The sequence below is a fragment of the Bradyrhizobium sp. CCBAU 53340 genome (assembly GCF_015291645.1).
GTDB lineage: Bacteria > Pseudomonadota > Alphaproteobacteria > Rhizobiales > Xanthobacteraceae > Bradyrhizobium.
This window is the reverse complement of the sequence record NZ_CP030055.1, coordinates 4,495,736-4,509,265: the sequence shown is the minus strand read 5'-3', so window position 1 is coordinate 4,509,265 and position 13,530 is coordinate 4,495,736. Positions and strand designations below refer to the sequence as shown.

Below are 13,530 nucleotides of genomic sequence, written 5' to 3'. Positions count from 1 at the left end.
ATGCGCCACGACGCAGTTGCGCTCGCGCGCAAGACCGTTTCGCCGCGATGCGCTGTGGCATGCGGATCGGTGCCCACCCCAGATGACGGCACGGACGTTCGCTCCCCTTGAACCCGCTCGTGGCACGGCGGGCTTTCACGATCCTTAAGGGAGCCATGTTGCCGTGTCAACATGACGCATCACGCGATATTGCCGTGCAACCTGTCGTAGAAGCTGTGCGCGCGAGGCCGGTGTCCGTCCGGCTTCTCGATCAGACGGTGTTGCATTAGACTCGCTGTCCGAATCCTCCAGCCACAGCCGGATGCGCCTGAAGCACCGGCTCTATGAAAGATGCAGGTAGATGCAGCCAGCGAAGGCACGGGCGAGGAAGCGGGGTGCCGCCCAGCGACCGCAGCGTTCAGTGGGTGCGACAAAGCCGTCGCGATCGGCGCCGCGCGCCGCGCCTGGTGCAAAGCCGGTTCGAGCGAAGCCGCTTGCGCTGGGAGATCTGTCGCAGTTGCTCGGTTACTCCATCCGCCGGGCGCAGCTCTGGATCTTCAGGGAGTTCAGCCGGCAGCTTGCGGCTTTCGAGATCAGTCCGGCCCAATTTTCCGTGCTGTGCGTGATCGACGCCAATCCCGGCGTCAATCAGCTCGCGGTCGCGCAATTGCTGTCGATCGAGCGGGCCGGGCTCGGCCGGCTGGTGGACCATCTCGAAGGCCGTGGCCTGGTGCGGCGCACGGCATCGGCGATCAACCGCCGCTACTACGTGCTTTACCTGACGGAGGCCGGCGTAGCGCTGCTGAGCCGGCTGAGGCCGGCGGCCGCTGCAAGCGACAAGGCGCTCGCGGCCAAGATCGGTCCGCGAGCCTACAGGGAATTGCGGCAGGCGCTGTCGAGCTTTGTCGAGGACGCCTGAGCCCACGCGGCGCCATGCCGCGGCTGTCTGATTTGGCAGATCGCCCCTCCTTTAGCATGACTTGAACTGCATGACCGGAACGGGCAAACGGTCCGCGAAGACCGTGGCTTACGCCATCCAATTCAAGCCTGACTCAAGGGAGAGACCTGATCATGAAACGCCGTACATTCCTCAGGGGTGGCGCGGTCGCCGGCGCGACGACGCTGGTGGCTGCTCCTGCGATCGCGCAGAGCGCGCCCGAGATCAAATGGCGCCTGACCTCGAGCTTCCCGAAGTCGCTCGATACCATCTACGGCACCGCGCAGACCTTTGCGAAATATGTTGCCGAGGCCACCGACAACAAATTCCAGATCCAGACCTTTGCGGCCGGCGAGATCGTCCCCGGTCTGCAGGCGCTCGATGCCGTCAGCGTCGCCACCGTCGAAATGGCGCAGACGCCGCTCTATTTCTACATCGGCAAGGAGCCGGCGCTGGCCTACGCCACCGGCGCACCATTCGGCATGAACCATCGTCACCAGGAATCCTGGTGGTACTTTGGTGGTGGTGCCGACCTCGCCAACGAGGCACTGAAACCGTTCAAGGCGCACGCCATCCTCTGCGGCAACTCCGGCACCCAGATGGGTGGCTGGTTTCGCAAGGAGATCAAGACCGTCGACGATCTCAAGGGCCTCAAATTCCGCATCGCCGGCATGGGCGGCCATGTGCTGGCACGGCTCGGCGTCGTCCCGCAGCAGATCGCGGGCGGCGACATCTACCCGGCGCTGGAGAAGGGCACGATCGACGCAGTCGAGTTCGTCGGCCCCTATGACGACGAGAAGCTCGGCTTCCAGAAAGTCGCAAAATACTACTACTTCCCCGGCTGGTGGGAAGGCGGCGCGATGCTGCACATGGTCGTCAATGACGAGAAGTGGACGAGCTTGCCGAAGCAATACCAGGCGGTCGTCAACCAGGCTGCGGCCGCTGCGGGCGCCTGGATGCTGGAGAAGTACGACAGCGTGAATCCGGCAGCCTTGAAGCGGTTGATCGCCGGCGGCGCGGAGCTGAAGGCATTCCCGCAAGCCGTGATGGAGGCGTGCTACAGCGCGACCCAGGAGCATCTGAGCGAGCTCGCCGCCAAGAGCGATCTGTTCAAGCGCACCAAGGACAGCCACGACGCGTATCGAAAGGAGCTGCTTTTCTACACGCAGATCGCGGAGAATTTTTACGACAACTATCTTCTCAGCAAGATGCGCAAGGGCTGAGCGAAGCTCTGCACTCTCGTGCCCCGGACGCAGCGCAGCGTCTCTTCGACGGTGCGCTGCTGAGCCGGGGTCCAATCGATCGGCGCGTACCGTGTCGCCTCTGGGTTCCGGCTCTGCGCCGCAACGCAGGTGCGTTGCAGCTTGTCCGGGACACGCAGGGGCGGCGCCATCCCACGTAACCCAACGGAGAAATTAACCGACCATTAACCATATCGACGGCATCGTTAACCATTCAATAACAGGGAACGAGTCGGCCGCTATGGAGGCTGCAGCAAAAGTCCAACGCCAGATGGTGCGCCTACGCGGGCGCTCCTATGTGGCCTTCGTGTTCGTGCCGACGGTTCCGATCCAGGACTGGCTCCAGGAGATCGACGCCACCATCGCCCGCTCGCCCGGCTTCTTTGCCGGTCGGCCCGTGGTGATCGACCTGTCTTCGGTCGATCTCAGCCAGGCCGGCATCGGCCATCTGCTCACCAGCCTGCAGGACCGCAATATCCGGGTGCTCGGCATCGAGGGCGTGGAGGAGGGCCGGTTGACGCCGATGATGCCGCCGCTGCTCTCGGGCGGCCGCAGCTGCGTGATCGAGCCGACCGCTCCGAGAAAACCGGAGGCCAAGGCCGAGGCCAAGCCGACCTCGCTGCTTCTCGAAAATCCCGTGCGCTCCGGCCAGACCGTAATTTTCCCCGAAGGCGACGTCACCATTCTGGGGTCGGTCGGCTCCGGAGCCGAGGTCGTCGCCGGCGGCTCCATCCACATCTACGGCGCGCTGCGCGGCCGCGCCATGGCTGGTGTGAACGGTCACACCAGCGCGCGCATCTATTGCCAGAAGATCGAGGCCGAACTGCTTGCAATCGATGGGTTTTATCAGACCGCCGACGACATCGACGCCGCTCTTCGCGGCCGGCCGGCCCAGGCCTGGCTGCAGGGCAACACCATGCGAATTACCGCGCTGAACTGACCAGAAGGAGATATTTGAGATGGCCAAGGTACTGGTCGTGACATCAGGCAAGGGGGGCGTCGGCAAGACCACGACGACCGCCGCATTGGGGGCTGCGCTGGCGCAGCGCGGCGACAAGGTCGTCGTCGTCGATTTCGACGTCGGCCTGCGCAATCTCGACCTCGTGATGGGCGCCGAACGCCGCGTGGTGTTCGACCTCATCAACGTGGTGCAGGGCGTGGCAAAGCTGCCGCAGGCCCTGATCAAGGACAAGCGGCTGGAGAATCTCTGGCTGCTGCCGGCCTCGCAAACCCGCGACAAGGACGCGCTGACGGAAGAGGGCGTCGGCACGGTGATTGCCGACTTGCGCAGCCGCTTCGACTGGGTGATCTGCGACAGCCCGGCCGGGATCGAGCGCGGCGCCTCCATGGCAATGCGCTTTGCCGACGAGGCCGTGATCGTCACCAACCCCGAAGTCTCCTCGGTGCGCGATTCCGATCGCATCATCGGCATGCTCGATTCCAAGACCGTGCGGGCAGAGAAGGGCGAGCGCGTCGAGAAGCACATTCTCATCACCCGCTACGACGCCTCGCGGGCCGCGCGCGGCGAGATGCTGACCATCGACGACATCCTCGAAATCCTTGCAACGCCCTTGCTCGGCATCATCCCGGAGAGCCAGGACGTGCTGAAGGCCTCCAACGTCGGCACGCCGGTGACGCTCTCGAACGCCGAAGGCGCACCGGCGCGAGCCTATATCGATGCGGCGAAGCGGCTGTGCGGCGAGACCGTCGCCATGCAGGTGCCGACCGAGCGCAAGGGTTTCATGGATCGACTGCTGCGACGGAGGGCTGCATGAGCATGGGTCTGCTCCGGCTTCTCCGCGGCAACAAGGCGTCTGCACCCGTCGCACGTGAACGGTTGCAGATCCTGCTGGCCCATGAACGCGGAATGCGTGGCCAACCCGATCTGCTCGGTGTGCTGCGTGAGGAAATTTTGGCTGTCGTCTCCAAGCATGTGATGCTGGATCCGACCAAGGTCATCGTGCGGCTCGAGCGCGGCGACGAGGTCTCGACCCTCGAGGTCGATATCGAGGTGCCCAACGATTTCGAGCGCAAGAAAGTGGCGGTCGCGTAGGGGACGCGGCCAACGGCGTTCCATGTGGGGTGGGTGAGAAGGCGGTCCGCTGGGCATAGCGGGCCGCCTTCTGCGTGTTGACATGGACGCTACGGAACGAGGGCTGAGGTTCAATCGTTGTGAGGTACCTGCGTGAGCCAAGCGCCGCGGGATCGCCAAACCGGGAGAAGCGCCCATGATGTCGGAGGTCCAGGTTCATACCGTCGCCCGGCAGATGCTGGAACGGCATGGTTTCGCTGCAATTGCGAAGGCCGCCGAGCAAGCCCAGGCCTGCGAAGGCCGCGGCGATGCAGATGAGGCCAAGGAGTGGCGCCACATCGCTGACGCCATGAAGATCATGCGCGGGCCGCACCAGAGCTGACCCGCTCGGCTGTCTGCGTTTCGATGCCCTGCCAGGCCAAATGCCGCCGCGAGCCGGCGGGTGGCCTGGTTAGGCCTAACGCTCGCCCTGCTCGGTGCCCCGCGTCACCGGCTTGTGCTGGGTTTGCGGCTGCGCACGTTCGCCGGTCTCCTTGCAGGGGAGCTGCTCCCACGATCCGTCCGCCGCCTGCTGGTAGGCGCTGCAGGATGAGGAGGTTGCCTTGTCCTCGCCCTTCTGGGCATCGGCATTCCTCGCCAGCGCTGGCGCTGCCAGCGCGGCGCTCGCCACGAGCGCGCCGACGAAGACGAGATTGATGATCCGCATGGGGTTCTCCAGTTTGAAGACGCCTGCATGCTCGCCACGAATGTGACGATTATGGGCCAGGACGGCGGTTCCGTCCCGGCGTCCTTAACGAGGCGCGAATGGACCTAGCCGCCCTTGCTGCGGATCATGCCGGCGAGGCTGGTCTTCTGTTTTTCGCACCAATTGCTCATGCCGAGCCGGCGTTGGTCGAGGTCGGTCATCTGGGTCGCGACCGCAACCTCCGCCATGATGTCGTCGGCCTGCTTCTCGCCCATCTTGCCGCCGGTGTGCATCCAGGCAATCGCTTTACGCACCTGCTCGGTGGTGCCGTCAGGAAGCTGCATCTGCTGCGCCTTCTGCACCAGATCCTGATAGACGACATCGGTGCCAGGGCATTCGACCTTGGCGGCAAAGGCCTGCAAGACCATCGTCACATAGGTCGAGCGGGTGTGGTCGTCAGCCGCCTGGGCGGGAGCTGCGATCAGCAACAGGCCTGCCATCAGGAAGGGGTAGCGCATCCTTGGGTCCTCCTCGTTTTTTGCAGAGGCTAGCGTCCGGCGGGCCGCTCCGCAATGGTCGCCGGGGCCGATTGTCGCCCGTTCGCGCGGCGCGTTAGACTGAGTCGTCCCAGGGTCCGGAGAGCGCCATGAGCCTGTTCAGCACGCCGTTCGATCCCGAACGCGACAGGGCGCTCGTCACCGGTGCCGGCAACGGCATCGGCCGCGCCATCGCGCTGGGCCTGGTCGGCGAGGGTGTACGCACGTTGTTTGCCGATGTGAGCGCGGAGCGGGTGAAGGCCGCCATCGGCGCGAGCAAGCGGCCTGATCTGGCGCTGCCCTGGATCGGCGATCTCGCCAGGCTGGAGGCGTGCGACGAATTGCTTGCGGCCGCCGACGCAGCGCTCGGCGAGGTCACGCATTTCGTGCACAGCGCCTCTCCGCCACGGCGCGAAGCCGATCACGCGCTCGCGGTCGACCGCCGGACCTGGCAGGAGATGCACGCCGTCAATCTCGATGCCGGCTTTCATCTGGCGCGCGAGATCGCAAAACGGTTGATCGCGGCGAAGCGATCGGGCTCGTTCCTGTTTCTCACGTCACTGCATGCCGGCACGGCGCGCAACCTGCCGCATTATTCGACCGCGAAGGCGGGAATGGCGATGCTGGTGAAGGAGCTCGCGAAGACGTTTGGCCGTCACGACATCCGCGTCAACGCGCTGGTGCCCGGTGCGATCGCGGCCGGCGGATTTGTCGCCGACCCCTCGCTGGCGCGGCACATTCCGCTCGGCCGGCTCGGCGAGGCCAGCGACCTCGTGCCTGTCGCACTCACCGTGCTGTCGAACAAGCTTTCCGGCTACGTCACCGGCGCAGCCTTCGTCGTCGACGGCGGATTGTCGCTGACGAACTGGTTCGATCCGCCTGCTCTCGACGAGTAGCTAGCGCTGCCAGACCGGCACGGGATCGAGCGGCGTGCGATAGACCTCGTTGTGATCGCGATCGGTCACGCGCACCGCGCAACCCTTTCGCTGCAACTCAGGCTTCACCTGTGACAGCTCGCAGGCGAGCTGCACGGCGCGATCGGAGGCGACCTCGATATCTTCGAGGATGATTCCGCCCTGGTTCTTGAACTCTTCACCGTCAACGAGATCGAAGGAGTAATAAGGCATCCGAATTCCCCGGTGTGACGACCCAAAGTCTCAAAAGAAGCCTTCAACGCAAGTCTTCAGAACATGCTGGATCATACCACTGAGTCGATATCTATCGAATGAACGGCGCGCGCAATCTCTGTGCTTATGGCGGAGAAATGATGTGCAACATCCGGGCGCCTTAAGACTTAATTAAATATGTCAGCATGATCATAAGGCATGGAATTGCAGCAGAACCGGGCTCCGGGAACCGGCAGCTGCAAGAGAAGGCCGGCGGCATAGATCCCGACGGCCTTTTCTCTTTGCGCCTATCGACACATCACCGTAGTTGCACGGACTCAACGCGTCACGTCGAGTCGGACAGTTTGCGTTGTCGTGTGGTGCAGCTCTAGTGCACCGGCATCGGCGGACGCACGACAGGCCCGTCATCATCGGCAACGGCTTGCGTCGTTGCGACCGGCGGTGCCGCTGGCGGCGGGACCGCGGCAGCTTGCGACGGCGGTGGCGGAGGTGCGATCGGCGGGGGCGAGTAGGCGGGCATGTAGGTGCGCGACACGACCGGCTTGGGTTTGCGAGCCGGTGGCGGCAGCGGCGCCGGAGCGCGCGGCGCGAGCGCGGATGCGCGCGCGGGCGGACTGACCGGCTTGACTTCAGCCACGGGCTTGGGCGCGGGCGGCTTCGCCATCTCACGGACCATCTGCTCCTGGCCGGCCTTCAACTCGGCGATGCTCGCCTTGAGCTGCTCGATCTGCAGCGCCATCGCGGCAATGTCGCGCGTCATCGATTCCGCCGATGAGGCAGCATCGGCTTGCGTCGCGGCAGGTGCGGCAGCGGCGGTGGCAACCGGCGCGGCGGGCGGGGGCGCAGTTGAATCGGCGGTCTGATCCTGCTGCGCGGCAGGTGGAGCGGCCTGCGCTGCGGCGACCGGCGCTGTCTGCGATGTCGACGTCGACGGCAGCAGCGAGGCCAGGGCCGGTGTCCATTGGGCGAGCATCTGCGTCGCGGTATCGCCGTGCTTCTCCCAGGCGATGGTCGCGGCGGCGCTGCCGCCAGCGAACAGGAACGTGACGAACGCGCCGCGCAACCACTTGCCGGCGGCCGATCGCTTTGGCCTGACGTGATCGTCACTCGCTGTCACGCGCACGGCGGTGTCGACTGAAGGCGCAGCTGCTTGGGGCGTAACTGTCTGAGGCGTAACTGCTTGGGGTTTGGCGGCTTGCGGCTCCAATACCAAGCTGAACTTCGGCTCCATCGTCACTTTCGGCTCCGGCGCGAATTTCGGCTCCGGACGGATCGTAAGCTCCGGCGCAAGCGTCGGCGCCTCGCTGCTGGGGCGCGAGGCCCGCACCACCTCGGGCGAAATCTGGATCGCGTCGTGCGGATCGTTGTCCTTGACCGTGTCCTTCACGATCTCATCGACGATTTGCCGACTGTTCAGCGTCGCGAGCATCGCAGCTCCTTTGAAGCGTTGGTCGTCCGCATTGGCGCGAGCCGATCAGTTAATGGCCCCATCCAAGTCTGGTCAGATTGGCCCGATGGCGCACGAGTCCAGCCGGGTTTGACCAAAGCAAGGCGAGGCGATGGAGAGACTGCGACGGTCTTCTGCCAGATGTGGTGATGGAACCCGGCCCGCCAAACACGCGCAATTGTTCCGCGCTGCCTTGTTTTGAGCACGATTTGGGCAGCATCTGGCGATGCTGGGGGCGCTGCTATCCGCTATCGGGGGCCGGCGGTGCCAAGATTCTCAATCGCAGTTCTCGTTGCCGCCTTGCTGCCGCTCGGCGGCTGCATGCAGGCGACCTTGTCGCCGTCGACCGACGCGAGCATGACGCCGCGCGACCGGCAGTTGCTGACGCACACGCCTTACGCCCAGGCCAGCATACCCGAGCAATATCTCCGCCACATTGTCGATTATCCGCGCAAGGAGCTGCCGGGCACCATCCTGGTCGATACGGATGCGCGCTACCTCTACTACGTGCTGCCCGATGGGAAGGCGATCCGCTATGGCGTCGCGGTCGGCGAGGAGGCGATGGCCTTCTCGGGCGTTGCGCGCGTCGGCCGCCTCGCGGAATGGCCGGACTGGGTGCCGACGGCAGAAATCCAGGCGCGGCTCGGGCCGTATCCGGCGCGCGTGGCCGGTGGTCCGGCCAATCCGCTGGGCGCGCGGGGCATCTATCTCTATGTCGGCAACAAGGACACGCTCTACCGCATCCACGGCACCAACCAGCCGGAATATATCGGGCAGGCGATCTCATCGGGCTGCATCCGGATGCGCAACGAGGATGTGATCGATCTGTTCGACCGGGTGAAGCTCAACGCGACCGTGGTGGTGCTGCCGCCCGGGCAAAGCGCGCAGATCGAGACGGGGCCGAGCTGGCGCGGGTGAAGCAGCCGACCTGTCCTGTCACGTCAACTCCATCACCAAAGCTTGAATGACGGGACTGCGCCGATTGCGGCCCGGCCGCTGCCAAGGTGAATTGCTTCACACGCGTTCTGCTGCACATGCGCTATGCCCCAATGGCTCGTTGCCATTGGAGGCATCATGCAAAAATTCATTGATCAATTGGACGAGAACGATCGTCGCATCGTGCGCAAGTGGCGTTTGGCCACGCTTGGTTTCTACGGATCGATTTTGGCCGGCCTGGTCCTGTATGTCGCGCTGACCTGGAATCCGGAGGTGAATTACGCCGCGGTCGATGCCACGGCCCACGCCAAGCTCGCCGGGGCGCCGCGTGGTGACGGACGCGCGCCGTTTGCGCCTTAGTTTTCAGGCCGAGCCACGCGCCATTGCAGCGTCGTGGCGTTGCCATTGGCATCGCCCGGCGCCTTGTCGGCCGGCGAAGTGTAGAGCGGGCGGTAGCGATACGCCCACATCTTGCTGCCGTCGTTGCGGCTGATCACGGTGAAGTCGCCGACGGCCTTGGCGTCGGCGGTCGCGGCCAGCGGCACCCAGCTCTCGGTACATTTGCCGTTGCAGTTCGAGCTCTTGCCGTTGGTGTCGCGCTCGTAAGTGTAGAGCGTCATGCCCTTGAGATCGACCAGCTTGGGACCCTGCTTGGTCAGGACCACTTTCGCCGGTGCCGTCGTCGCCTCGGGCTTCGGCGGAGCAGGAGCATCGTCGCCATGGCCGTTGGCGAGTGCAGGCACGGTCGAGAGCGCGACGGCGGCGGCTGCAATGGTGAACCTGAACATCCGAAACTCCCGAGCCGGCAAAGTTAATGGCGCGTTAAGCGCAGAATATCACCGACCCTAACAGTCGAAGGTTAGCTACAGGTTTCGCGGATCTGCGACATCTACTGATAGAAATACGGGCTCTGGCGTATGACGCGGGTGCGCTCGGACTATCATGCTCTAGGCCTGCGACTGGCGTAGCGGGGCGCGGCTGAGCTCATTGCCGGCCGCGATGGCCTTGCGAAGCAGCCGCATCAATTCCTCGCCCTCCTTGGCAGTGAGGCCCCGCAGCATCACGCGCTGGGCGGACTCGACCGCCGGCGTGATCCTGCGCAGCGTATGGCGGCCATCGTTGGTGATCTCGAGCTCACGGGCGCGGCGGTCGCGGGGACTGGCGCGGCGTTCGATCAGGCCTTTCTGGACCAGACGATCGATCACGCCGGTGATGGTGGTGCGGTCGTAGGCGATCAGACCTGCGAGCGTCGCCTGATCCAGGCCCGGATTGGTCTTGATGGTCGCAAGCGCTGCGTATTGCACGGGGGTGAGATCGAAGCCGGCGTCGCCGACTTCGGCCAGAAACACCGCAACCGCAATCTGCTGGAACCGCCGCGCCAGATGGCCGGGCATGTCGTTGTTCTCTTTCACCGAATTCTCCTCGAGCGCAGGGCCGGCGGGTGATGATTGACAAGTATACTGATAGTCAGCATACTGATCAATATCAAACGAGGCATCAATGGGAGTGAGGCCCATGCAATTCCATCTCAATGGATTCCAGCCGGGCGATCCCGAGATCGCCGATCCGGCCGATCGCGTTCAGGCCGCAGGCGCTGTCGGCGCCGTGCCCGGCGAGGTCGATGTCCTCATCGTCGGTTGCGGACCCGCCGGTTTGACGCTCGCCGCCCAGCTCGCGCAATTCGCCGACATCAAGACCTGCATCGTCGAGCAGAAGCCCGGCCGGCTCACGGTCGGCCAGGCTGACGGCATCGCTTGCCGCACCATGGAGATGTTTCACGCCTTCGGCTTCAGCGAGCGCGTGCTGAAGGAGGCCTATTGGGTCAACGAGACGACGTTTTGGAAGCCTGACGAGCGCATGCCGGAGAGGATCGTTCGCAGCGGCCGCGTACAGGACGTCGAGGACGGGCTGTCGGAATTCCCCCACGTCATCCTCAACCAGGCCCGGATCCATGACGGCTTTCTCGATGTCATGCGGAAATCGCCGGCCAAGCTCGAGCCCTATTATGGACGGCGCCTGCTCGACCTCCAGATCGATACGGCCGCGGATCCCGCCGATCCTGCCGTGACGGTGCGCCTGCAGGGTGTCGATGGCGCTGATGAGAGCAAGGTCGAGACCATCAAGGCGCGCTATGTCGTCGGCTGCGACGGCGCGCGCAGCACGGTGCGCAAATCGATCGGCCGCGAGCTGCATGGCGATTCCGCCAACCACGCCTGGGGCGTGATGGACGTGCTGGCGGTGACCGATTTTCCGGACATTCGTTTCAAGAGCCTGATCCAGTCGGCGAAGGACGGCAGCCTGCTGATCATCCCGCGCGAAGGCGGCTACATGGTTCGCATCTATGTCGAACTGGCAAAGCTCGATGTCGGCGAGCGCGTCGCCAACCGCAACATCACGGCTGAAGACGTGATCGCGAAAGCGCAGCGAATCCTGAAGCCGCATACGCTCGAGGTGAAGGAGATCGCTTGGTGGTCGGTCTACGAGATCGGCCAGCGCCTGACCGACAAGTTCGACGACGTGCCGGAAGCCGAGATCACGATGCGGCTCCCGCGCATCTTCATCGCCGGCGATGCCTGTCACACCCATAGCCCGAAGGCTGGGCAGGGCATGAATGTCTCGATGCAGGATGCCTTCAATCTCGGCTGGAAGCTCGCCGCTGTGCTGCGCAAGCAGTGCGCGCCAAGCCTGCTGCATTCCTATTCGGCCGAACGGCAGGCGGTCGCCAAGGAGCTGATCGATTTCGATCGCGAGTGGGCGGGGATCCTGGCCTCCGCGGCCAAGGCCGGCGGCGCTGACGCCGCCAAGACGCAGGACTATTTTGTCAGGCACGGTCGCTACACCGCAGGGACAGCGACGCATTACACGCCGTCAATCCTGACCGGCGCAGCCTCGCACCAGCATCTCGCGCAAGGATTCGTCATTGGCAAGCGTTTCCATTCCGCGCCGGTGATACGGCTTGGAGACGCCAAGCCGGTGCATCTTGGCCACGCGGCGCAAGCTGACGGACGCTTTCGGGTCTATGCGTTCTCAGGCCCGGAAGATCCGGCCGCGTCCGGCTCCGCCATTCGGGCGCTATGCAATTTCCTGACTGACGCCCGGGAATCCCCGCTTCGGCGCTACACGCCCTCCGGCGCCGATATCGATTCCTTGATCGATCTACGTGCGGTGTTTCAGCAGGACCATCGCGCGCTCGCGATCGAGGCGATGCCTGCGCTGCTGTTGCCGCGCAAGGGGCGTTACGGTCTGCTCGATTACGAAAAGATGTTCTGTCCGGACCTCAAGGGCGGCCAGGACGTTTTCCCGCTGCGCGGCATCGATCGGAAGGCCGGCTGCATGGTTGTGGTGCGGCCGGATCAGTACGTCGCGCAGGTGCTGCCGCTCGACGATTTTGCCGCGCTCGCGGCATATTTCGACGGCTTCATGCTGCAAGTGAACTAAGGTTTTGCTCCGCCGATGAATGGCGGATGAATATCGAACTCGGTGCACGGCGCGTCTCTCAATCTTTTGGCTGATACGACGCTCGCGAGCGGAACGCTTTATTCCGTTCGCGCGTTCCGCCTCTCAGAGGAGGATTTCGCCATGAGACTGAGAACCGCTTTAGTTGCAGCACTGCTGCTCGCCCCGACGGCCGCATTGGCCGCGCCTGGCATCGTCACCGTCTCGACCGGCCTGCGCGCCGGTCCGGGTGCCGGCTTTCCCCTGGTCGATCGCATCCCCGAGGGCGCCCGCGTCAACATCCATGGTTGCCTTCGCGGCGATGCCTGGTGCGACGTGAGCTTCTCCGACGACCGCGGCTGGGTGTCGTCGCAATATCTCGAATATCTCTACCGCAATCACTACGTCTATCTTCCCGACTATGTCGACGAGATTGACGTGCCGGTCGTTCCCTTCGTGTTGAGTTCGTACTGGTCGAGCTACTACGAGGGACGTCCCTGGTATCGCCGCCATGCTTACTGGGACAGCTACTGGACGTCGCACGAGCGTTTCGCGACGCAGATAACGGTTGATCCGCGCGCTGCTCGCATCGGTCGCGCGGCGACGCATGACGCAGCAGTCGCGCTGGAGCGCGAAGGCATTCGTGGCAAGAGCAATGTCAACGGTGCCGCCGCAATCTCCGGGCGGGATGCTGCGACCGCACGGCGTGACGCCGCCATCACGAAGCGTGACGCTGCCATTACGAAGCGCGACGCTGCGGTGACGGCGGACCGGACCGGCGCCGGGCGGAGCGAGCGCATCGCGCATGAGCGGACCGCCGTGCAGGGGCGCAATCCCCGCGATGCGCAGGCGCGCATGATGCACGAGCCGACTGCTGCCCGAGCCGCGGCGCGCGCGCAACCGATGGCCCGTGCACATGAAGCGCCGCGCATGTCAGCTGCGCCGGCGGCTCGGCCCGCGATGCCGCACGTCGCTCAGCCGAATGTCAGCCATGGCGCACCGATGAATGCGCATGCGCAGATGCCGGCGCCGCGCGCGGCCGCACCCGCACCTGCGATGGCGCATCCCGGCGGCGGTGGTGGCGGTGCTCCGCACGTCAATGCCGCAGCTCCGCACGGTGGCGGCGCACCCGGCGGCCACGAGAAACACTAGAAACACTAGAATTTGCCAACGAA

At 64.6% G+C, this 13,530-nt stretch carries 17 protein-coding genes; 11 read left to right on the top strand and 6 right to left on the bottom strand.

All coding sequences use genetic code 11. From position 1 onward, the window contains the following. Positions 1 to 400: 400 nt before the first annotated feature. From XH89_RS21505 to XH89_RS21480, 6 genes are all read left to right on the top strand, one after another. Entirely contained in the window at positions 401 to 898 is a 498-nt protein-coding gene (locus tag XH89_RS21505) for a MarR family winged helix-turn-helix transcriptional regulator (protein ID WP_246767579.1), read from the top strand. 152 nt (positions 899 to 1,050) lie between these two features. Continuing rightward, positions 1,051 to 2,139: a TRAP transporter substrate-binding protein gene (locus XH89_RS21500; RefSeq protein WP_194462429.1), complete on the top strand. Its 1,089-nt coding sequence runs from the start codon at positions 1,051 to 1,053 to the stop codon at positions 2,137 to 2,139. A gap of 259 nt (positions 2,140 to 2,398) precedes the next feature. Next, positions 2,399 to 3,097, top strand: coding sequence for a septum site-determining protein MinC (gene minC / locus XH89_RS21495; protein ID WP_194462428.1), 699 nt, complete (start codon positions 2,399 to 2,401; stop codon positions 3,095 to 3,097). A gap of 19 nt (positions 3,098 to 3,116) precedes the next feature. Then, positions 3,117 to 3,932 (top strand): septum site-determining protein MinD, encoded by an 816-nt coding sequence (gene minD / locus XH89_RS21490; protein ID WP_194462427.1) that lies wholly within the window; start codon positions 3,117 to 3,119, stop codon positions 3,930 to 3,932. Continuing rightward, complete coding sequence (minE, locus tag XH89_RS21485) at positions 3,929 to 4,210, top strand: cell division topological specificity factor MinE (RefSeq protein WP_097660833.1); 282 nt, start codon at positions 3,929 to 3,931, stop codon at positions 4,208 to 4,210. The genes minD and minE overlap by 4 nt, the downstream gene beginning before the upstream one ends. Positions 4,211 to 4,385: 175 nt before the next feature. Next, the gene (locus tag XH89_RS21480) at positions 4,386 to 4,571 is read left to right on the top strand and encodes a hypothetical protein (RefSeq protein WP_194462426.1); all 186 of its coding nucleotides are present in this window, start codon (positions 4,386 to 4,388) and stop codon (positions 4,569 to 4,571) included. Between the two features lie 75 nt (positions 4,572 to 4,646). Here XH89_RS21480 and XH89_RS21475 read toward each other — a convergent pair whose 3' ends face one another. Together XH89_RS21475 and XH89_RS21470 are read right to left on the bottom strand one after the other, a co-directional pair. Beyond that, on the bottom strand, positions 4,647 to 4,895 hold the full coding sequence (locus tag XH89_RS21475; RefSeq protein WP_194462425.1) for a hypothetical protein: 249 nt from the start codon (positions 4,893 to 4,895) through the stop codon (positions 4,647 to 4,649). A 104-nt stretch (positions 4,896 to 4,999) separates the two neighbouring features. After that, complete coding sequence (locus XH89_RS21470) at positions 5,000 to 5,392, bottom strand: hypothetical protein (RefSeq protein ID WP_194462424.1); 393 nt, start codon at positions 5,390 to 5,392, stop codon at positions 5,000 to 5,002. Between the two features lie 128 nt (positions 5,393 to 5,520). On the opposite strand from XH89_RS21470, the gene XH89_RS21465 reads away from it, so the two are divergent. Further along, entirely contained in the window at positions 5,521 to 6,306 is a 786-nt protein-coding gene (locus tag XH89_RS21465) for an SDR family NAD(P)-dependent oxidoreductase (RefSeq protein WP_194462423.1), read from the top strand. Here the strand turns inward: XH89_RS21465 and XH89_RS21460 are convergent, their stop codons facing one another. Both XH89_RS21460 and XH89_RS21455 read right to left on the bottom strand, forming a co-directional pair. Beyond that, positions 6,307 to 6,537: a hypothetical protein gene (locus XH89_RS21460; protein ID WP_194462422.1), complete on the bottom strand. Its 231-nt coding sequence runs from the start codon at positions 6,535 to 6,537 to the stop codon at positions 6,307 to 6,309. A 367-nt stretch (positions 6,538 to 6,904) separates the two neighbouring features. Then, entirely contained in the window at positions 6,905 to 7,966 is a 1,062-nt protein-coding gene (locus XH89_RS21455; protein WP_194462421.1) for a hypothetical protein, read from the bottom strand. A 339-nt stretch (positions 7,967 to 8,305) separates the two neighbouring features. Between XH89_RS21455 and XH89_RS21450 the strand changes: the two genes are divergently transcribed. Beyond that, entirely contained in the window at positions 8,306 to 8,902 is a 597-nt protein-coding gene (locus XH89_RS21450) for a L,D-transpeptidase (RefSeq protein ID WP_194468569.1), read from the top strand. A gap of 156 nt (positions 8,903 to 9,058) precedes the next feature. Further along, on the top strand, positions 9,059 to 9,280 hold the full coding sequence (locus XH89_RS21445; RefSeq protein WP_194462420.1) for a hypothetical protein: 222 nt from the start codon (positions 9,059 to 9,061) through the stop codon (positions 9,278 to 9,280). Here the strand turns inward: XH89_RS21445 and XH89_RS21440 are convergent. Both XH89_RS21440 and XH89_RS21435 read right to left on the bottom strand, forming a co-directional pair. Next, on the bottom strand, positions 9,277 to 9,708 hold the full coding sequence (locus XH89_RS21440) for a hypothetical protein (RefSeq protein WP_194462419.1): 432 nt from the start codon (positions 9,706 to 9,708) through the stop codon (positions 9,277 to 9,279). The genes XH89_RS21445 and XH89_RS21440 overlap by 4 nt on opposite strands. 159 nt (positions 9,709 to 9,867) lie before the next feature. Continuing rightward, positions 9,868 to 10,332 (bottom strand): MarR family winged helix-turn-helix transcriptional regulator, encoded by a 465-nt coding sequence (locus tag XH89_RS21435; protein ID WP_194462418.1) that lies wholly within the window; start codon positions 10,330 to 10,332, stop codon positions 9,868 to 9,870. 103 nt (positions 10,333 to 10,435) lie between these two features. Between XH89_RS21435 and XH89_RS21430 the strand changes: the two genes are divergently transcribed. Together XH89_RS21430 and XH89_RS21425 are read left to right on the top strand one after the other, a co-directional pair. Beyond that, entirely contained in the window at positions 10,436 to 12,358 is a 1,923-nt protein-coding gene (locus tag XH89_RS21430) for an FAD-binding monooxygenase (RefSeq protein WP_194462417.1), read from the top strand. 141 nt (positions 12,359 to 12,499) lie between these two features. Further along, positions 12,500 to 13,507 (top strand): SH3 domain-containing protein, encoded by a 1,008-nt coding sequence (locus XH89_RS21425; RefSeq protein ID WP_194462416.1) that lies wholly within the window; start codon positions 12,500 to 12,502, stop codon positions 13,505 to 13,507. Positions 13,508 to 13,530 lie beyond the last annotated feature (23 nt).

Bases quoted from the DNA above. Each gene is read 5' to 3' on its own strand.
- XH89_RS21500 (WP_194462429.1), top strand. From the start codon at position 1,051: ATGAAACGCCGTACATTCCTCAGGGGTGGCGCGGTCGCCGGCGCGACG.
- minC (WP_194462428.1), top strand. From the start codon at position 2,399: ATGGAGGCTGCAGCAAAAGTCCAACGCCAGATGGTGCGCCTACGCGGG.
- minD (WP_194462427.1), top strand. From the start codon at position 3,117: ATGGCCAAGGTACTGGTCGTGACATCAGGCAAGGGGGGCGTCGGCAAG.
- minE (WP_097660833.1), top strand. From the start codon at position 3,929: ATGAGCATGGGTCTGCTCCGGCTTCTCCGCGGCAACAAGGCGTCTGCA.
- XH89_RS21480 (WP_194462426.1), top strand. From the start codon at position 4,386: ATGATGTCGGAGGTCCAGGTTCATACCGTCGCCCGGCAGATGCTGGAA.
- XH89_RS21475 (WP_194462425.1), bottom strand. From the start codon at position 4,895: ATGCGGATCATCAATCTCGTCTTCGTCGGCGCGCTCGTGGCGAGCGCC.
- XH89_RS21470 (WP_194462424.1), bottom strand. From the start codon at position 5,392: ATGCGCTACCCCTTCCTGATGGCAGGCCTGTTGCTGATCGCAGCTCCC.
- XH89_RS21465 (WP_194462423.1), top strand. From the start codon at position 5,521: ATGAGCCTGTTCAGCACGCCGTTCGATCCCGAACGCGACAGGGCGCTC.
- XH89_RS21460 (WP_194462422.1), bottom strand. From the start codon at position 6,537: ATGCCTTATTACTCCTTCGATCTCGTTGACGGTGAAGAGTTCAAGAAC.
- XH89_RS21455 (WP_194462421.1), bottom strand. From the start codon at position 7,966: ATGCTCGCGACGCTGAACAGTCGGCAAATCGTCGATGAGATCGTGAAG.
- XH89_RS21450 (WP_194468569.1), top strand. From the start codon at position 8,306: ATGCAGGCGACCTTGTCGCCGTCGACCGACGCGAGCATGACGCCGCGC.
- XH89_RS21445 (WP_194462420.1), top strand. From the start codon at position 9,059: ATGCAAAAATTCATTGATCAATTGGACGAGAACGATCGTCGCATCGTG.
- XH89_RS21440 (WP_194462419.1), bottom strand. From the start codon at position 9,708: ATGTTCAGGTTCACCATTGCAGCCGCCGCCGTCGCGCTCTCGACCGTG.
- XH89_RS21430 (WP_194462417.1), top strand. From the start codon at position 10,436: ATGCAATTCCATCTCAATGGATTCCAGCCGGGCGATCCCGAGATCGCC.
- XH89_RS21425 (WP_194462416.1), top strand. From the start codon at position 12,500: ATGAGACTGAGAACCGCTTTAGTTGCAGCACTGCTGCTCGCCCCGACG.